Annotated in this window: 17 protein-coding genes; 3 read left to right on the forward strand and 14 right to left on the reverse strand. The window is 68.2% G+C overall.

Annotated features, from left to right (window positions below; translation table 11 throughout):
* Nucleotides 1-20: 20 nt before the first annotated feature.
* From AC0B44_RS07940 to AC0B44_RS07970, 7 genes are read right to left on the reverse strand one after another with little or no spacing between them, the layout of a single operon-like run.
* Nucleotides 21-821: an enoyl-CoA hydratase family protein gene (locus AC0B44_RS07940; protein WP_471902360.1), complete on the reverse strand. Its 801-nt coding sequence runs from the start codon at nt 819-821 to the stop codon at nt 21-23.
* A gap of 8 nt (nt 822-829) precedes the next feature.
* Entirely contained in the window at nt 830-1,990 is a 1,161-nt protein-coding gene (locus AC0B44_RS07945) for an acyl-CoA dehydrogenase family protein (protein ID WP_471902361.1), read from the reverse strand.
* A complete protein-coding gene (locus tag AC0B44_RS07950) occupies nt 1,987-4,089 on the reverse strand; it encodes an acetyl/propionyl/methylcrotonyl-CoA carboxylase subunit alpha (protein ID WP_471902362.1) in 2,103 nt (700 codons plus the stop codon). Before AC0B44_RS07950 ends, AC0B44_RS07945 begins: the two co-directional genes overlap by 4 nt.
* 7 nt (nt 4,090-4,096) lie before the next feature.
* Nucleotides 4,097-5,695 (reverse strand): acyl-CoA carboxylase subunit beta, encoded by a 1,599-nt coding sequence (locus AC0B44_RS07955; RefSeq protein ID WP_471902363.1) that lies wholly within the window; start codon nt 5,693-5,695, stop codon nt 4,097-4,099.
* Nucleotides 5,692-6,840 (reverse strand): acyl-CoA dehydrogenase family protein, encoded by a 1,149-nt coding sequence (locus AC0B44_RS07960; RefSeq protein ID WP_471902364.1) that lies wholly within the window; start codon nt 6,838-6,840, stop codon nt 5,692-5,694. Before AC0B44_RS07960 ends, AC0B44_RS07955 begins: the two co-directional genes overlap by 4 nt.
* Complete coding sequence (locus AC0B44_RS07965) at nt 6,837-8,549, reverse strand: acyclic terpene utilization AtuA family protein (protein ID WP_471902365.1); 1,713 nt, start codon at nt 8,547-8,549, stop codon at nt 6,837-6,839. The genes AC0B44_RS07960 and AC0B44_RS07965 overlap by 4 nt, the downstream gene beginning before the upstream one ends.
* Entirely contained in the window at nt 8,546-9,361 is an 816-nt protein-coding gene (locus AC0B44_RS07970; RefSeq protein ID WP_471902366.1) for a TIGR03084 family metal-binding protein, read from the reverse strand. Before AC0B44_RS07970 ends, AC0B44_RS07965 begins: the two co-directional genes overlap by 4 nt.
* A gap of 134 nt (nt 9,362-9,495) precedes the next feature.
* Between AC0B44_RS07970 and AC0B44_RS07975 the strand changes: the two genes are divergently transcribed.
* Nucleotides 9,496-10,416, forward strand: a complete 921-nt coding sequence (locus tag AC0B44_RS07975; protein WP_471902367.1) for an EamA family transporter — start codon at nt 9,496-9,498, stop codon at nt 10,414-10,416.
* Here AC0B44_RS07975 and AC0B44_RS07980 read toward each other — a convergent pair.
* On the reverse strand, nt 10,400-11,293 hold the full coding sequence (locus AC0B44_RS07980; protein WP_471902368.1) for a LysR family transcriptional regulator: 894 nt from the start codon (nt 11,291-11,293) through the stop codon (nt 10,400-10,402). The genes AC0B44_RS07975 and AC0B44_RS07980 overlap by 17 nt on opposite strands.
* Before the next feature lie 101 nt (nt 11,294-11,394).
* Between AC0B44_RS07980 and AC0B44_RS07985 the strand changes: the two genes are divergently transcribed.
* Entirely contained in the window at nt 11,395-12,435 is a 1,041-nt protein-coding gene (locus AC0B44_RS07985; RefSeq protein ID WP_471902369.1) for a YeiH family protein, read from the forward strand.
* Between the two features lie 28 nt (nt 12,436-12,463).
* Here AC0B44_RS07985 and AC0B44_RS07990 read toward each other — a convergent pair whose 3' ends face one another.
* Complete coding sequence (locus tag AC0B44_RS07990; protein WP_471902370.1) at nt 12,464-13,324, reverse strand: helix-turn-helix domain-containing protein; 861 nt, start codon at nt 13,322-13,324, stop codon at nt 12,464-12,466.
* A gap of 141 nt (nt 13,325-13,465) precedes the next feature.
* On the opposite strand from AC0B44_RS07990, the gene AC0B44_RS07995 reads away from it, so the two are divergent.
* Nucleotides 13,466-14,158, forward strand: a complete 693-nt coding sequence (locus AC0B44_RS07995) for an SDR family NAD(P)-dependent oxidoreductase (protein ID WP_471902371.1) — start codon at nt 13,466-13,468, stop codon at nt 14,156-14,158.
* A 45-nt stretch (nt 14,159-14,203) separates the two neighbouring features.
* Here AC0B44_RS07995 and AC0B44_RS08000 read toward each other — a convergent pair whose 3' ends face one another.
* The 5 genes from AC0B44_RS08000 to AC0B44_RS08020 all read right to left on the reverse strand — a co-directional run bounded on the left by AC0B44_RS08000 (nt 14,204) and on the right by AC0B44_RS08020 (nt 18,888).
* Nucleotides 14,204-14,527 carry a DUF202 domain-containing protein gene (locus AC0B44_RS08000; RefSeq protein ID WP_471902372.1) on the reverse strand — a complete coding sequence of 108 codons (324 nt, stop codon included), beginning with the start codon at nt 14,525-14,527 and terminating at the stop codon, nt 14,204-14,206.
* A gap of 7 nt (nt 14,528-14,534) precedes the next feature.
* Nucleotides 14,535-14,906 (reverse strand): YidH family protein, encoded by a 372-nt coding sequence (locus AC0B44_RS08005; RefSeq protein WP_471902373.1) that lies wholly within the window; start codon nt 14,904-14,906, stop codon nt 14,535-14,537.
* Between the two features lie 40 nt (nt 14,907-14,946).
* Nucleotides 14,947-15,402: a Rieske (2Fe-2S) protein gene (locus AC0B44_RS08010; RefSeq protein ID WP_471902374.1), complete on the reverse strand. Its 456-nt coding sequence runs from the start codon at nt 15,400-15,402 to the stop codon at nt 14,947-14,949.
* A 130-nt stretch (nt 15,403-15,532) separates the two neighbouring features.
* A complete protein-coding gene (locus AC0B44_RS08015; protein WP_471902375.1) occupies nt 15,533-17,059 on the reverse strand; it encodes a DHA2 family efflux MFS transporter permease subunit in 1,527 nt (508 codons plus the stop codon).
* Between the two features lie 152 nt (nt 17,060-17,211).
* Nucleotides 17,212-18,888 (reverse strand): FAD-dependent oxidoreductase, encoded by a 1,677-nt coding sequence (locus AC0B44_RS08020; RefSeq protein ID WP_471902376.1) that lies wholly within the window; start codon nt 18,886-18,888, stop codon nt 17,212-17,214.
* Nucleotides 18,889-19,034: the final 146 nt, after the last annotated feature.

Consider the following 19,034-nt stretch of genomic DNA (forward strand, 5'->3'; position numbering starts at 1 on the left):
AGCGTAGGGGCCGGCATCCCTCACCGTCCCGGGGACCACGACGGGGGCCGTTTCTGCAGAAAGGCGGTGACGCCCTCCACCGCTTCGGCCGATCCGAACAACCGCGCGGACTGCGCGGCCAGTCCCTCGGCGTATCGATCGAAATCGTCGAGCATCCGCATGGTGAGCAAGTGCTTCGACTCCGCGAGGCCCTGCGGGGAGCACCCCCGCAGATCCGCGATCACGTCTGCTGCCCGCGTCGCCGGATCCTCGGACACGAGCGTGACGAGTCCGTGTGCCGCCGCGTCCTCCGGCCCGAAGCGTTCTCCGGTGAGGAAGTAACGGCCCGCGGCGCGCGGCGTCATTTTCGGCAGAACGGTGAGCGAGACGATCGACGCCGCCAGGCCGAGCCGGGCCTCGGTGAGTGCGAACGTCGCGCGGGGTCCCGCAACGACCATGTCGCAGGCTCCGATCAAGCCCATTCCCCCGGCTCGGACGTGGCCGTCGATCACTCCGATCACCGGCTTCGGGAGTTCGAGGATGCCGCGCAGCAGACCCACCATGTCGTGGGTCCGCTGCGCGGCCGCCTCGCCCGGATCACCGGAGGCTTCACCGAGATCTGCTCCTGCGCAGAATGTTCCGCCGCGATGCGTCAGCACGACCGCGCGCACACCGGGGTCGCGAGCGGCCGCGTCGAGACCCCCGCGCAGTTGGTCGACCATCGCGGCCGAGATCGCGTTGCGGTTGTGCTGCGAGTCGAGCGTGAGCGTCGCTGCGCCCTCCGCCACCGAGTACCGCACGACCGGGGCCGACGCGTGCCCGGCGATATCGGGGTCCGGCATCTCGCCTCCTAGTACGACCGCGGCAGCCCGAGCGAATGCTGGGACACGAAGTTGAGGATCATCTCCCGGCTCACCGGCGCGATCCGCGCGATGCGTGCCGCCCCGAGCATGGCGGACAGTCCGTACTCGCGGGTCAGGCCGGCACCACCGTGCGTCTGGATCGCCTGGTCGAGCGAGCCGATCGCCGCTTCCGCCGCGGCGTACTTGGCCATGTTCGCGGCTTCGGCAGCACCGAAATCGTCACCGTTGTCGTAGAGCACGGCGGCCTTCTGCATCATCAGTTTGGCGAGTTCGATCTCGATCTTGCGCTGCGCCAACGGATGCGCGATCCCCTGGTGCGCACCGATCGGAGCTTTCCAGACGGTGCGTTCCTTCGCGTACCGCACCGCCGAGTCGATCGCGAAGCGGCCCATTCCCACAGCCATCGCCGCACCCATGATGCGTTCGGGGTTCAGGCCCGCGAACAACTGCATCAGTGCCGCTTCCGGCTCGCCGACCAGTGCCGTCGACGGCAGCCGCACCTGGTCGAAGAACAGGCTGAACTGGTAGTCCGGCTCGATGATGTCCATCTCCATCGGGGTCTTGACGAACCCCGGGGTATCGGTCGGCACGATGAACAGTGCGGGCCGCAGTTTGCCGGTCTTGGCGTCCTCGGTGCGGGCGGCCACCAGCACCGCGTCGGCCTGGTCGACGCCCGAGATGTAGACCTTGCTGCCCGAGAGAATCCAGTCGTCCCCGTCGCGCGCCGCGACGGTGGTGATCTTGTGCGAGTTCGATCCGGCGTCGGCTTCGGTGATACCGAATGCCATGATCCTCGAGCCGTCGGCGAGACCCGGTAGCCACTCCTGCTTCTGGTCGTCGGTGCCGTACTTGGAGATGATCGTGCCGCAGATGGCGGGCGAAACCACGACCAGCAACAGACCGGCGCCCTTCGCCGACAGTTCTTCCTGCACGAGCGCCAACTCGTAGATCCCGGCACCGCCGCCGCCGTATTCCTCGGGAAGGTTGACGCCGAGGAACCCGAGCTTGGCCGCTTCGTTCCACAGTTCGGTGAGCGGCTCGTGCCGGCGCGACTTGGGCAGCACGTAGTCGACGTAGTTGTAACGCTCGGCGAGTGCGGCGACGGAGGCGCGCAGTTCCTTCTGTTCTTCGGTTTCGATGACGCTCATGAGATCTCTCCGGGGGTACGAGGGTCTTCGGATGGGGCTGAAACTGTGGATGTGGCTGGTTCTGTGGAGGTTTCGGACGGGTCGGTGGAGGGACGCGTGGGTGCGTCACCGGTCGTGACGACCGCGAGGACGGATCCCATCGCCACCTGGGTGCCGATGTCGACGTCCAGGACGGTGAGGGTTCCCGAGACGGGGGCAGTGACGGTGTGTTCCATCTTCATGGCTTCGAGCCAGAGCACCGGCTGTCCGGCGGTGACGGTGTCGCCCACGGCAGCGCCGAGCCGTATCACCGAGCCGGGCATCGGTGCCAGCAACGATCCGGTCGGCACCACCGCCGCAGCGTCGGTGAATCGCGGAATCGCGCGCAGGCAGACCGGGCCCAGCGACGAGTCGACGTGCACGACGTCGCCGTACCGCGCGACCTCGAACTCGCGACGGAGTCCGTCGATGTCGAGGACCACGCGGTGCGGGTCGTATGCGAGAACCCGGACGTCGTCGACGGCATCGGTCACGAGTCCGTCGCGACCGAACCGGTAGCGGATCTCGTGCTCGTCCCGGTCGCCCGCGTACGTCTTCACCTGGAACGACGACGCGAGATTACGCCACCCTCCGGGCAACGTCCTTGCGACGGTAGCAGATTCGCGATTGGCCGCTGCGTCGGCGAGGGCGGCGACGAGGGCCCCGACCCGTTCGGACCCGGCATCGGCCAGCGGCGCGGCGAGCACCGCCAGATCATGGGTATCGAAGAATGCGGTGTCGGTGTCTCCGGCGAGGAATGCGGGGTGCCTGAGCACGCGTACCAGGAGATCACGGTTCGTCCTCGGTCCGTGCAGCCGCGCATCGGCCACGGCGCGCGCGAGCATGCGTGCCGCGGCAGCCCGCGTCGGCGCCCAGGAGATCACTTTCGCGAGCATCGGGTCGTAGTGCACTCCGATATCGGAGCCGTCGACCACGCCCGCATCGACCCGAATCCCCGGTGTACGCAGCGGTGCGAACTCCTCGGTCGCGGCCGGCACGGCGAACCGGTGCAGCACGCCGGACTGGGGTTGCCAGTCGTGGGCGGGGTCCTCCGCGTAGAGACGGACCTCGATCGAATGACCCGAGGGCAGAGGCGGTTCGGGTGCGAGTTCCCCACAGGATGCGACATCGATCTGCAGCCCCACCAGATCCACACCGGTCGTGCATTCGGTGACCGGATGTTCGACTTGCAGGCGGGTGTTCATCTCGAGGAAGTGGAACTCTCCCGTATCGGATCCCCGTGCAGGACCGGACGCAAGGAACTCGACGGTTCCGGCACCTTCGTACCCGATCGCCGTGGCCGCGCGCCGGGCCGCGTCGAACAATGCGGCGCGCATGCCGTCGGTCGCCTCGACCAGCGGTGACGGGGCTTCTTCGACGACTTTCTGATGGCGTCGCTGCACCGAGCATTCGCGTTCGCCGAGCGTCCAGACCGTGCCGTGCCGGTCGGCGAGAATTTGCACTTCGATATGGCGGCCGTGTTCCAGATACCGTTCGCAGAACACTGTCGGGTCACCGAAGGCCGCGCCCGCCTCGCGACTCGCCGCGGCGAGTTGGGCGGGCAGTTCGTCGAGCGTACGCACGACACGCATGCCCCGTCCGCCGCCTCCCGACGAGGCTTTCACGAGCACCGGCAGGTCGTCCGTGGTGACCGCGCCGGGCTCGAGTTCGGGAAGGACCGGCACGCCGGCTGCGGCCATGATCTTCTTCGCCTCGATCTTCGAACCCATCCGGGCGATGGAGTCGGGCGACGGACCGACCCAGGTGAGACCAGCCTCGAGCACCTGTCTCGCGAATTCGGCGTTCTCGGACAGGAATCCGTACCCGGGATGCACAGCGTCTGCGCCTGCGGCGAGCGCGGCGGCGACGATCGCGTCACCGCGCAGATAGGTGTCGGACGGGCTCGCGCCGGGCAACCGGACCGCGACATCGGCTTCGTGGACGTGGGGGCTGTGTTCGTCCGCGTCGGAATAGACCGCCACCGTGCCGAGTCCCGCACGACGGCACGTCGCGAAGACTCTTCGGGCGATCTCTCCACGGTTGGCGACCAATACGGTCGTCACGGTGGCGCTGTGGGTCACGGTGTCCTCACATCCGGAAGACGCCGAAGTCACCGGCGCCCTCGATCGGTCCCGATGCGGCTGCGGACAGGCAGAATCCGACCACGTTGCGTGTGTCACGCGGGTCGATCACGCCGTCGTCGTAGAGCCTGCCGGAGAGGAACATCGGCAGCGACTCGGCCTCGATCTGGTTTTCCACGGCGGCACGCATCGCCTCGTCCGCGGCCTCGTCGACCGCTTGGCCGCGCGCCTCGGCAGCGGCGCGCCCGACGATCGAGATGACTCCCGCGAGCTGGGCACCGCCCATCACCGCGGATTTCGCACTGGGCCAGGCGAACAGGAAACGCGGATCGAAGGCGCGGCCGCACATCCCGTAGTGCCCGGCACCGTACGAGGCACCGATGAGGACAGAGATGTGGGGGACGCGAGAATTCGATACGGCATTGATCATCATCGAACCGTGTTTGATCATGCCGCGTTCCTCGTACTCGCGCCCCACCATGTATCCGGTCGTGTTGTGCAGGAACAACAACGGCGTGTTCGATCGGTTCGCGAGTTGGATGAACTGCGCAGCTTTCTGAGATTCCTCGTTGAACAGCACGCCCCGGGCGTTGGCGAGTATGCCGACGGGATACCCGTGAATTCGGGCCCAGCCCGTGACGAGTGACGATCCGTAGAGCGGTTTGAACTCGTCGAAGTCGGAATCGTCGACCACGCGGGCGATCACCTCACGGGGATCGAACGGTATCCGCAAGTCGTCGGGAACGATGCCGATCAGGTCCTCGGGGCTGTAGCGAGGTTCTGACACATCGGGTTTCGGGTCCGGTCCGAGGCGCACCCACTCGAGCCGCCGGACGATGTCCCGGCCCAGGCGGATGGCGTCCTCCTCGTCGACCGCCAGGTAGTCGGCCAGGCCGCTGACACGCGCATGCATCTCCGCGCCACCGAGTGTCTCGTCGTCGGATTCCTCGCCGGTAGCCATCTTCACCAGTGGGGGTCCGGCGAGGAAGACCTTGGATCGTTCCTTGATCATCACCACGTGGTCGGACATGCCCGGTACGTAGGCACCCCCGGCGGTGGAGTTGCCGAACACCAGCGCGATGGTCGGGATGCCCGCCGCGGACAGTCTCGTGAGGTCGCGGAACAACCGCCCGCCGGGGATGAAAACTTCCTTCTGAGTCGGCAGGTCCGCACCTCCCGACTCGACGAGGTTGATCATGGGAAGCCGGTTCTGGAGCGCGATATCGTTGGCGCGCAGTGTCTTCCGCAGAGTCCAGGGATTACTCGTGCCGCCACGGACGGTGGGATCGTTCGCCACTATCACGCACTGCACGCCGTGGACGACACCGATGCCGGTCACCGTACTGGCTCCGACGGGGAACTCGGTGCCCCAGGCAGCGAGCGGCGAGAGCTCGAGGAAGGGCGAGTCGGGGTCGAGCAACAGTTCGATGCGCTCACGCGGCAGCAGTTTGCCGCGCTCGTGGTGGCGACGCACGTACTTCTCCCCGCCCCCGCCGAGCGCCTTGGTGTGTTCGGCGTCGAGTTCGGCGAGTTTGTTCCGCATCGCCTCGGCCGCCGCACCGTACTGCGACGACGCGACGTCGAGAGTCGACGTCAGGATGCTCACGCTCCGTACCCCAGACGTTTCGCGGCGAGTTCGGTGAGGATCTCGGTGGTTCCTCCCCCGATTCCGAGGATGCGCATGTCGCGGTACTGGCGCTCGACTTCCGATTCGGCCATGTATCCGAGTCCGCCGAACAGTTGCACGGCCTGGTGCGCGACCCACTCCCCCGCCTCGACGGCGGTGTTCTTGGCGAAACACACCTCGGCGATGAGATCGGTGTCGCCGTCCACCGCGCGTTCGACGACGTGCCGTGAGTACACCCGCGCGACGTCGATCCGGCGGGCCATGTCGGCGAGCGTGCGCTGCACGGCTTGGCGGGTGATGAGCGCGCGGCCGAATGTCTCACGGTCTCGGCACCACGCGACGGTCAGGTCGAGGCAGCGCTGCGCACTCGCGTACGCCTGCACCGCCAGGCCGATGCGCTCGGATACGAAAGCCTTTGCGATCTGCATGAACCCGGAGTTTTCGGCACCGACGAGGTTGGTCACCGGAACCCGGGCATCGACGAACGACAACTCGGCGGTATCGGAGGCGCGCCAGCCCATCTTGTCGAGTTTGCGGGAGACGGTGAACCCCGGGGTGTCCTTCTCGATCACCAGGAGCGACACTCCACCGGCACCGGGACCACCGGTGCGAACGGCGGTGACGACGAAGTCGGCGCGGCATCCGGAGGTGATGTAGGTCTTCGCGCCGTTGACCACGAAATGGTCTCCGTCGCGCACCGCGGTCGTGGTCAGGTGCCCGACGTCGGATCCCCCGCCCGGTTCGGTGATGGCGAGCGAACCGATCATCTCGCCCGCGAGCGTGGGCCGCACCCAGCGATCGATCTGTTCCGGATCACCGGCGGCGATCAGATGTGGCAGCGCGATCCCGCACGTGAACAGGGACGAGAACGCACCGCCGGACGCACCGGCCTCGTGGAACGCTTCGCACACGGTGACGACATCGGCACCGTCACCACCGGACCCACCGACCGATTCCGGGAAACCGATCCCGAGCAAACCGACGTCGGCTGCCTTCTTGTGGAGATCGCGCGGAAGTTCGCCGTCGCGTTCCCAGTCGTCGAGGTTCGGCAGGATCTCGCGGCGCACGAACCCGGTCACGGTGTCGCGCAGCGACTTGCGCTCGTCGGTTGTCCAGATGCTCACGCCGCGTCCTCCAAGAGATCGAGTGGAATGTCCAGGTACCGGGAGCGCAGCCATTCGCCGAGTCCTTTGGCCTGGGGATCGAATCGTGCCTGGGATGCGACACCGCGTCCCAGGATGCCCGTCACGACGAAGTTGACCGCCCGCAGATTCGGCAGCACGTGGCGGGTCACGGCGAGCGGCGCTGTCTCGGGAAGCAGGGATTTGAAGGTGTCGACAGTGAGCGCGTGGACGAGCCAGCGATACGCGTCGTCGTCCCGTGCCCACACACCGACGTTGGCGTCGCCGCCCTTGTCTCCGCTGCGCGCGCCTACGACGGTGCCGAGGGGTGCGCGCCGTGTCGGTCCGGACGGAAGTGGCTCGGGCAGTGGGGGTTCGGGTACCGGGTCGAGTGTTGGCGCCTCGGCGACCCTGGGCACCTCGACGCGGGCGCCGTCCGCCGGGACGGCGATGTGCGGCACCTGCGCGGCATCGACGAATCCTGCCGTGTACACGCCGTACGCGCTGCCCTGCGCCGGCGGCGAAGTGAGATGGAAGCCCGGGTACCCGGACAGCCCGAATTCCACGGCCGTCGAGGTGAATTGGCGTCCGGCCACAGCGGGGTCCGGATCCCGGACGACGCATCGGAGCAGTGCGCTGGCCGCTTCCTCGGTGTCGGCGTCGGGATGGTCGGTGCGCGCGAGCGTCCATTCGAGTTCGGCCGGCCGCGCGGGGAGGTTCGCTTCGATCTGGCGGCGCACGAGCGCCGCCTTCGCCTCGATGTCGAGCCCGGTGAGCACGAATTCCGCGGTGTTGCGGAAGCCCCCGAGCGCGTTCAGGCAGACCTTGAGCGTGGGCGGTGGTGCCTCGCCCCGTACGCCGGAGATGCGTACCCGGTCGGGTCCGCTGTCCGCGAGGATCGCGGTGTCGAGTCGGGCGGTCACGTCGGGACCGAGATAGCGGGGTCCGCCGATCTCGTAGAGCAGCTGCGCGGTGACCGTACCCACCGTGACGGCGCCGCCGGTGCCGGGATGTTTCGTGACGGTCGACGAACCGTCGGCTTCGATCTCGGCGATCGGGAAGCCCGGACGCGCGAGGTCGTCGAGTTCGGTGAAGAACGCGTAGTTGCCACCGGTGGCCTGGGCGCCGCATTCGATGACGTGTCCCGCCACGACCGCGCCGGCAAGTGCGTCGAAGTTGTGTGCGTCCCAGCCGAAGTGGGCCGCCGCGGGCCCGACGGTGAGGGACGCGTCGGTCACGCGCCCGGTGACGACGATGTCAGCACCCGAACGAAGGCACCCGACGATGCCCCACGCGCCGAGATAGGCGTTGGCCGTCATCGGCCGAGGATCACCCGTGAGGCCGAGTTCGTCGATGCGCGGAAGCAGGTCATCGCCTTCCACGTGTGCTACGCGGACGTCGAGACCGAGCCGTTCGGCAAGCTCACGCACCGCGGTCGCCAACCCGGCCGGGTTGAGTCCGCCGGCATTCGTCACGATCCGGACGCCCTTGTCGAGCGCGAGACCCATGCATTCCTCGAGCTGGCGCAGGAACGTCTTCGCGTATCCGAGTTCGGGATCCTTCATCCGGTCGCGGCCGAGGATGAGCATGGTCAGCTCGGCGAGGTAATCGCCGGTGAGGTAGTCGAGTTCGCCGCCCTCGAGCATCTCGCGCATCGCGGACAGCCTGTCCCCGTAGAAGCCGGAGCAGTTGCCGATGCGCACCGAGGTCACGACACCGCCCCGCCGGGCGCACGCCCCGTCCCGGGCGGCCCGGCGAACGCCTGGGCGAAGTCGAGCCAGGCGTCGGCGTCGGCGCCGGTGGCGACGAGCGCGGTGTCGGCGCGGTGCACCCGTTGCGTGACGAGCATGCAGAAGTCGAGTGCCGGTCCGGTGACGGTCTGACGCGCGTCGTCGGGTCCCCAGGTCCATTCGCTCCCGTCGGGTGCGGTGAGAGCGACACGGAAGGGCTCGGCGGGCGGCGTCTCGTCACGGATGATGTACGCGAAGTCGCGAGTGCGGACACCGAGGTGAGCAATGTGCCGTAGCCGGGTGGTGGGCGTTCGTACGACCCCGAGGGTGTCGGCGACATCGCCGCCGTGAGCCCATGTCTCCATCAGCCGTGCCGTCGCCATCGACGCAGCCGACATCGGCGGCCCGTACCAGAGGATCTTCGTGCCCTGCGGAACGTCGGCGAGAGAGAGCGTGAGTTCGTGGCGCGCCGCTCGCCAGTCACCGAGCAGGTCGGCCGGCGGGAGTTGTGCCAGTTCCGCGGCTCCGGAGTCGACGAAACCGAGCGGGTCGGCGAACGCTTCGGCGACTGCGGCTCGGAAGGCGTCGGGATCACGGATGGCGGTGAGGGCAGCGCGATCGGTCCACAGCAGGTGGCCGATCTGGTGCGCGATCGTCCAGCCCTGCGCGGGTGTGGCGTCGGCCCACCGATCGGCGGGCAGGTCGGCGACGAGATCGTCCAGTGCGTCCCCCTCGGCCCGGAGGTCGTCGAGCAGGGCGTGCAGGTCCGCAGCGCGATTGTGCAACTCCACCATGCGACAAGGGTCACACGTGCGCGCGCAAGAATCAAGCAGTCATGCTTGTTTTCAGTCGCGCGGGTGTCCGCACGGTCGGCGAGACTGGGCCACGACATGACAGGGCGCACGACAACGACGACTGCGGAGGACGGATGGCCGACAAGGATCAGGGGGGCACCGCGCTGCCCGTCGTGGCGGTGCTGGGGGCCGTGCTGTCGATGCAGTTCGGGGCCGCTTTTGCGACGACCCTGTTCGATCAGGCGGGTGCGGCGGGCACGGTCACCGTGCGACTGCTCTTCGCCGCACTGGTGTTGTGTGCGATCGCGCGCCCCCCGGTCCACCGGTGGACCCGCGTCGAGTGGCAGGGAGTGCTCGCACTCGGAGCGAGCCTCGCGGTGATGAACACGTTCTTCTACGCAGCCCTCACGCGACTGCCCCTGGCCACCACGGTCACGATCGAATTCCTCGGGCCGCTCACCGTCGCGGCCGTGCTGTCGCGGCGGGTCCGAGACGGCGTGTGGGTGCTGCTCGCACTCGCCGGGATCCTGTGTCTCGGCGCGGCCCACGGCGACGGGCTTGCTGCGGGTCTCGATCCGGTGGGCGTCGCGCTGGCGCTCGTCGCGGCGGCCGCATGGGCGGGATACATCGTCGCCGGGTCGCACGTCGCGACGTCACTTGCCGGCTCGTCACTTTCCGGCACCGCGGGCCTCGCTGGTGCAACGGCGATCGCAGCAGTGGCGGTGTTGCCACTCGGCATCTTCTCCGCCGGAACCCAGATGCTCTCCCCGACGTTCCTCGCGGCCGGTTTCGCCGTGGCACTGCTGTCGTCGGTGATCCCGTACAGCCTCGAAATCCGCGCTCTGCGGGACCTGTCCAAGAACGTCTTCTCGATCCTGATCGCACTCGAACCCGCAGCCGCCGCCCTCGCCGGCGTGATCGTGCTCGGCCAGTTCCTCGACCCCCTCTCCGCCGCGGGCATCGCGCTCGTCGTGGCCGCCGGGATCGGAGCGTTGCGCAATTCGCGGCCCCGGGCCGCCGTGACACCACTCGCGGAGGTCACCGACCGCGAGTGATCAACCGGACCAGTTCGCCTGCCGGTCCGGTGAGGACACGCGGCGGCCGCCACACCGCGCGCAGCACCCGGGAGAGGTCGAGCCCGTCGACGTCCACCGCACGCAATCGCCCGGAGTCGAGGTACTCGGACACCGCGAGCGTGCTGAGAACCGCGGGACCCACGCCACCGAGCACGCTCGTCCGTACGGCGGCGCTGCTCCCGAGTTCGAGCAGGGGAGGCGGGCGGTCGTATTCCTCGAGCGCCAGGTCGAGCGTGCGACGGGTACCCGATCCGACTTCCCGCACGACCAGCGGAGTGGCAGCCAACTCCGCGACGGTCAGCGGGCGGCGTCTGCGCGCCCACGGGTGGCCCGGTGCCACGACCACCACGAGCCGATCCCGAGCCACCGGCGTGCTGTAGAGCCCTTGGGGCACCGACGGCCCCTCGACGAAGCCCACATCGCACTCACCCGCGGCCGCTGCGTCACACACCTGCATCGAGTTGTGCACCTGCAACTGGATCTGCACGTCGCTGCGGACCGCCCGGAACTCTCCGAGCCAGCGCGGGATCAGGTGCTCGGCCACCGTCATCGACGCGGCGACAACGAGTTCGGGAGGAGCGTCGACACGCAACGCGGCAGCGGCGTCGAGCATGCGAGCGGTGTCGGCGAGCACCTCCCGTGCCCAGTGCGCGACGACCGTGCCCTCCGGAGTGAGCGCCGATCCCGTGCGCCCGCGGCGGACGAGCACGGCGCCGAGTTGCTTCTCGAGCCGTCGCAACATGCGGGTCGCATTGGGCTGGGCGATGCCGGCCCTCCGCGCGGCCGCACCCAGTCCCCCGTGGTCGTCGATACCGACGAGCAGGTCCAATGCTGCCAGGTCCGGCCAATCCTTCATGCGAATACGATATGCCGCTGCGGCGATCCATATCGGTTCGATATGACGACATGCCGGATCGGCGGCTAGCCGGAGGGCGCCGGTCGCGCCAGGCTGGAGACATGGTTGCCGTCACCGCTGCGCTCCGCCCCGAGCCGCTGCTCGCGCGCATGCGTCCTGCCGTTCCCGGCCTGCTCGTAGCCGCAGCAGGCGCAGCGGTCGCATTGGCCGCCGCCAACCTGTTCTCCGGCGCCAGTCCGCTGCTCATCGCAATCGTGCTCGGAGTCGTCGTGGCCAACGCTGCACCGCGCCTGGCTGTGCTCGAACCGGGTCTGACGCTGGCGTCGAAACGGCTCCTTCGAATCGGTGTCGCGCTGCTCGGACTGCAACTGGCGATATCGGATGTCGTCGGACTCGGCTGGGGCGCGATGGGTGTCGCCGCCGCAGTGGTCACCGCAGGGATCGGCGGTGCACTGTTGTTCGGGAAGTGGCTCGGCGTGGGATGGTCCGAGCGGATGCTCATCGCGTGCGGGTTCTCGATCTGTGGTGCCGCCGCGGCCGCCGCAGTGGACGGCGTGATCGATGCTCGCAAACGAGAACTCGTCACGACCGTCGCACTCGTCGTCGTGTTCGGTACCGCGATGATCCCGATCCTTCCCACCCTGTCGGGTGCCCTGGGACTCGACTCGACCGAAGCCGGCATGTGGGCGGGCGCAGCGATTCACGAGGTTGCGCAGGTGGTGGCAGCGGGATCCGCCCTCGACGCCACGACGGCAGCCGCCGGCGGTGCGCTCGCCGTCGCGGTCACCGTCAAGCTCGCGCGAGTCGCGCTGCTGGCCCCGGTGGTCGCCGTCGTCGGCGCGGTGGCACGGCGCAGCGGGAACGCACGCCGTGACGAACACACTCCTCCGCTCGTACCCGCATTTCTCGTGGCGTTTCTCGTCCTCGTCGCCGTGCGCGCGACCGGCGTGATCGGGCCGCAGGCACTCGAGGTCGCCCACTGGGTTCAGGTCGCCCTGCTCACCGTCGCGATGTTCGCGCTGGGAACGGGCGTGCGCCGCGACGTCATCCGCGGACTGGGATGGCGCCCGCTGGTGCTGGCCACCGCAGCGACGATGTGGGTCGCAGCGATCGCACTGGCCGGCGTCCTCGTGATCGCCTGAGCGCGGAAACTTTTGCGTCGCTGCCGGGTTACATGTCCGCTCGTTCGCGGCGATGCACGGCGGCCGAGGAGGGCAGGGCCGCTGATGCCAGCAGGGCGAGCTTGTCTGCGTCCGCACTACCGGCGTCGGCATGGAAGACGACGAGGTGGAGGTGTTCGGCACCGTCGATGCCGCGCCTCTCACGATTGAGGGTCATGTCGCCGACCTGGGGATGATCGAATCGCATGGGTGATCCGAACTGTCCCTTCACGTCGTGCCGCGCCCAGAGTTCGCGGAACCGGGGACTCGCGAGTGCCAGTTCGCCGGCAAGTTCGATGAACCGCGCGTCGTCGACGTCGGTGCCCACCGACTGCCGTAGATTCCCGATCAGACACTGCGTCGAGTTCTGCCAATCGGGATAGAGCGCCTGCTCGGCGGGGTCCAGGAACATGTCCCTGAGCTGATTGCCTCCCACGGTGAATCGGGGAGACAGCGCCACCGCCAACGGGTTCGAGGCGAGGATGTCGAAATACCGTCCCTCGATGTAGGCAGGCTGCTCCAGAGACTCCAAGAGTTTCAGGGCGCCGGACGGCACGATCTCCTTGGGGACCCTCCGCCTGCTCTGCCGGGGCTTCTCCGCCACGAGCGTCATGAGGTAGGCGAGGTGATCGTCGTCGAGACGCAGCACGCGGGCGATCGACTCGAGGACCTGGGTCGACGGATTACGGTCGCGGCCACGCTCGAGGCGCAGGTAGTAGTCGGCACTGATCCCGGCGAGCATCGCGACCTCCTCTCGCCGGAGACCCGGTACCCGCCGCACTCCGACGTCGGGAATGCCCGCTTGCTGCGGTGTCACGAGTCCGCGACGTGCACGGAGGTATTCACCCAAGGTGTTGGGCCGGTTCGTCATGAATCCAAAGTAGAGCCTCCGGGGCGACGGAGAGGGGTCCTGCCACTACCCGGGACCGCTAGGGCACTGCCCCCGACGCGCGGCCGCCCCTAGCGTCCTTCACAGCCCCTTTCCAGGTGCTGCGCCGAAGAGGAGAAACACATGACCGTCACACTGATCACCGGAGCCAACAAGGGCATCGGGTTCGAGACCGCCGCGCAACTGACACGCCTCGGGCATACCGTCTATATCGGGGCACGCAATGCCGAGCGTGGTGAGAAGGCTGCCGCCGAAGTAGGTGCGCGGTTCGTGCAACTCGACGTGACCGACGATGCGTCGGTGGCCGCGGCGGCAGCCACCATCGACTCGGCCGAGGGTCGCCTGGACGTGCTCGTGCACAATGCCGGCATCTCCGGTGACGGAATCGTCGACGGTCCCACTGCATTACGCCTATTCGACACCAATGCCGTCGGTATCGTCCGGGTCACCGAGGCGTCACTCCCCTTGCTCCGGAAGTCGGAGAATCCGGTCGTCGTCACGGTGTCCAGCAGCGCCGGTTCGTTCTGGGCGGTGAACAATCCGGAACGGCCGGAGTTCGCGCTGCCTGCCACGCTCTATTCGGCGTCCAAGTCGGCCGCGACCATGCTCATGGTTCAGTACGCGAAAGCCGAGCCCGGCATCAAGTTCAACGCGCTCGAACCCGGTTTCACCGACACCGACATGACTGCCGCCCTGGGCATGTCCGGTGGTCGTTCCGTCGAGGAAAGCGCCCGGACGGTCGTGCGTCTGGCGACGATCGGCACCGACGGACCCACGGGGACACTCCAGGACGAGACGGGCGTACTCGCCTGGTAGACAGGCGGCCTGGAGACGCGACGGCGCACGGTCGAGGCCGAGCGCTCACGCGGATCCGGAGACAGCGATGAGTACCGCCGCCGTGATCGCGAGCACCAGGACGCTCGCCGCGACCAGGATGTTGCGCCACCAGAAATAGTCCACCTCCCCCGCGACGAAATCTCGCACGCGGGCACGGTGACGGAACCTGGCCGAGAGCAAGACGATCACGGCGGGCAGGAGACACAACAGGCCCACGGCCGCGACGACCGGACCCGGCCCCGGAGCGAACCGCATGAACAGCAGCACGACGGCGCCGAGGACGGCCCCGGTGCGCATCCAGGCGAGGCTCGTACGTTCGGGCTGGAGTCCGGGGTCGTCGTGCCTCATGCGGAGGTCACACCGCTATCGCGACGGCGAGCCCGATGCCGGCCGTCGCGAGCAGAGCGGCGAGCAGGAAGGACGCCCACGGCAGCGGGAGCGGGCGTTGGGTGCGCATTGCTTGCTCGACACTGAGCCAGCGGGCCACCGCCACAATTACGAGAATTGCGGAGCAGACCAGCAGCGCACAGGCGAACGCGGTGCGAAGGGCGGAGCCGATGACGTCACCGGCAAAGGCCTCGAGCCCCACTGCGGCGGCGATCAGGCCCAGCGCCGTCCGTATCCACGCGAGGAAGGTGCGCTCGTTGGCGAGTGTGAATCGCGGGTCGGGGTCGGTGCCGACTCGCAGTGCCTTCGGGCGCCAACGCTGCTCTCCGGACGGGTCCACGAGTGGGACCCTATCCCGCCGGCCGGTCCGGCGGGCCGGGTCAGCCGACGACGAGATCGGTACCGCGGGCCTCGACGGGCTGCGCCTTCAGCGGGCGCTTGGCGGGACCCTGCACCACCGACCCGTCGAGAGCGAACTTGCTGCCGTGGCATGCGCACACGATCGTGTCGCCCTCGACGGAGGTGATGTTGCAGCCCTGGTGCGTGCACAGGGCGAGGAACGCACAGAAGTCGCCTTCGACGGGCTGCGTGAGGACCAGTCGTCTGCCCTCGAGAAGCACTCCGCCGCCGACCGGGACATCCGCGACCGCGGCAACCACTTCGGCGTCGGGGCCGGGTCGCGCCGTCGTCGTCGGGGTCTGTGCCTGCGGAGCGTCGCCTGCGGAATCGGTGGACGCACCACACGCCGCGAGGGCGGCGACGGCCGCTGCCGCTCCGGCTCCGCCGAGCAGTGTGCGCCGGGGCAGGGAGGTCCGGTCGGAAGATTCGAGGCTCATGCACGTGTCCGTTTCGTTTGCTGTTTCTGCTCCCGCCGACCCTATCCGGGAACGCGAACGGGGGCCGCGACCTGAGTCACGGCCCCCGCGCCACGGAAATGTTCGATGCACCACCGCACCGTCCGCGTGACTAGTGCATCACGACCGGCACGCCTGTGCCCTCGGGCTTCTCGGCCCGTTTCCGGGGTAGGAACGCCGCCGGGATCAGCGCGAAGAGCATGACGATCGTCGCGATGAGGAAGGTGAACCCGAACGCCTCGGCCAGCGAACTCAGCACCGACTGCTGCATCTCGGGCGGAAGCTGCGCGAGCATCTCGGCGTCCGGCTGACCGGACGAGCCCTCGGGCGCACCCGCCGGCGCGATGATCCGGCTGGTGAGGATCACCGACATGGCCGCGGTGCCGATGGATCCGGCGGCCTGCTGGACGATGTTCATCAGTGTCGAGCCACGCGCGATGCTCTTGTCGGTGAGCGTCTGCAGGGCGGCGGTCATGGTGGGCATCATCGTGCAGCCCATACCCATGCCCATCACGAACAGCGCGCCGAGGAGTAGCGGGTAACCGGTGTCCACACCGACCTGCGTGAACACGCTCATCCCGACGGCGATGAGAGCCAGGCCGGTGAGCACGATCTTCCCCGGCCCGATGCGGTCGACCAACTGTCCCGCGATGGGCATGGTGAGCATCGCACCGATGCCCTGCGGTGCGAGCAGGAGCCCGGCCGCGAGAGTGTTCTCACCGCGCACCTGGAGGAAGTAGCTCGGGAAAAGCAGTCCGGCACCGAAGAACCCGATGGCGAACACCGACATCGTCAGGACGGCGAACGTCAGCTGACGGTTGCGGAACAGCGTCAGATCGATCAGCGGGTGATCGGTGCGCAGTGCGTGGACGACGAACGCAGCGATGAGCGCGAGACCCACGAATCCGCTGACCAGCACCCGCGCGGAGACGACGGTGCCGGTTTCCGGGATGGAAGAGACGCCGAAGAGGAACAGCGCAAGCCCCGGTGAGAGCAAGAGCATTCCCTTGAAGTCGAACGACTCCGACGCCTTCGGTGCGTCCTTGGGGAGCACGACCACAGCCACGATCAGCGCGACGATCCCGATCGGCAGGTTGATGAGGAAGATCCAGTGCCAGGTCGCGACATCGATGAGCCAGCCGCCGAGGATCGGGCCACCGATGGGACCGAGCAGCATCGGGATTCCGAGCACCGCCATGACGCGGCCCACTCGGTGCGGGCCGGCCGCGCGCGTCATGATCGTCATACCGAGCGGCATGAGCATGCCGCCGCCGAAGCCCTGGACGACGCGGAAGGCGATCAGCGACGTCACGTCCCACGCGACGCTGCACAGCACCGAACCCGCGACGAAGAGGACGAGCGCGGTCAGGTAGAGCCGCTTGGTCCCGAACCGGTCCGCGGCCCAGCCCGTGAGCGGAATCACGCTGGCGAGTGCCAGGGTGTAGGCCGTCATGGTCCATGCGACGGTCGCGTAGGTGGACTGGAACTCCGACATGAACGTCGGCAGTGCCACCGAGACCACCGTGACGTCGAGAATCGACATGATGGCGCCGAGCACGACGACCGAGGCGATCTTCAGTACGGCGGCGTCGAGCTTGTCACTGGGTTGAGCTGGGGATTTGTCGGGCGGCGCAGTCATGCGGTTACTCCAGGGTCGGCGCAGGCGAGCACCCACGCGGTAGGAAACGAACGTCGCGCGAGGATCCGGTCACCAGAACGGAAGTCGGCATCGATGGCGACCGCGAAACGCCGGATGATCTTAACGACCCCGTCCCCCGTGCCCCAACCGATTTACCGGCGGACCGCCCCGATGAGCGGCAGTCGCCGCCGGCGGCGCCCGAGTTCGACGAGCGCTTTGCGGTCGGTGATCTTCACTCGCGGACGGCCCTGAGCGATACCCGCCTTGCGTTCGGCGGCGTCGATCGCCCGCCACCCGTCGAGGTCGACACGGTCGGGTCGCCGCTCGGCGAGCAACTTGTGCAGGGCCCGGCGATCACCCCGCGGTTCCCGCAGTGCGCCGGAGTCGAAATCGGCCAGCAGGGCGGCCACCGTTTCGCGGGCACACCCCTTGTTGGTGCCGATGACGCCGCTCGGTCCCCGCTTGATCCACCCGGCGACGTACACGCCGGTCTCGACACGCCCCTCCGTGTGGGGGACGACTCCGCGGACCTCGTCGAAGGGAACTCCGGGGATCGAAACACCCCGGTATCCGATCGACCGGAGCACGAGGGTCGCCGGGAGGTCGTCGAGATCGCCGGTCGGCCGGACCGCGACCACCCCACCTGTGGTGTCGAGTTCGGTGCGCGCGACCCGCACACCCGTGACGTGCTCGTCGCCGAGCAGTTCGTGGGGAGCGGCGAAGAACCGGAACACGATGCGCCGGTTGCCGGGCCGGAGCGGACGTTGCGCGTACTCCCGGGCGAGACGCACCTTCGACGCCACCACGGGATCTTCCTCGGCGGCACGGGCACTCACCGGATCGAGGTCGAGATCCGCCTCGTCGATGACGACGTCGACCCCGTGGAGATCGGCAAATGCGACGAATTCGGGGTTGCTGTATGCCGCCTGGGCAGGGCCACGCCGTCCGAGCAACACGACTTCACGGATGTTGCTGTTGCGCAACGCGTCCAAAGCGTGGTCGGCGATGTCGGTGCGAGCGAGTTCTTCCACGTCCATGGTGAGGATGCGGGCGACGTCGAGTGCGACATTGCCGTTTCCGACGATCACGGCGCGCTCCCCGGACAGGTCGAACGTGCGGTCCGCGAAATCGGGGTGCCCGTTGTACCAGGCGACGAACTCGGTGGCGGCGTGGCTTCCGGGGAGGTCCTCGCCCGCGATTCCGAGGCGGCGGTCCGCCGATGCCCCCACCGCATAGACGACCGCGTGGTGATGGTCGAGGAGTTCGTCATGCGTCAGATCGCGGCCGATCTCCGTATCGAGGTGGAGCGCGAACGCGTCGCGGCGGAAAGACCATTCGAACGAATCGGTGACGCTCTTCGTGCCGGGATGATCCGGAGCGACGCCGGCGCGCACCAGCCCGAAGGGGGTCGGCAGGCGATCGAACATCTCGACCTCGACGTCGGAACGCTCGAGCAGCGACTGCGCGGCGTAACAGGCGGCGGGACCCGCACCGACGACGGCGACGCGCAAGGTGCCCCGCCCGCGGGGCGGAGCCTGGGTGGGCGTAAGCGGAAGCCACCCGTCGGGCGACCGATGGTTCCGGTAGTACTCGGCGTTCATATCGGCGAAGCGTGCCTGCGACGGCGCGAGTTGGTCGCTCGGGAGGATCGCCTCGACTGGGCAGGCGTCAGCGCACGCACCGCAGTCGATGCAGACCTCCGGATCGATGTGGAGCATCTCGGCGCTCGCGAACCCGGGTTCGTCGGGCGAGGGATGGATGCAGTTCACCGGGCAGACCGCGACACAACTCGCGTCGTTGCAGCATGTCTGGGTGATCACGTAGGCCATGACGATGTCCTCGAAAAGGCGGGGGCGGCACGACCGCCAAGTTCATGTAACAGACCGTAACACTAATAGGACTGTAGTCGGCGCCACACCTGGTTCGCAAGACGCGCTGCGAGCCCCGCGACCACCTGCGAGAATCGCACGATCGG

This window comes from Rhodococcus sp. NPDC019050 (assembly GCF_055664235.1).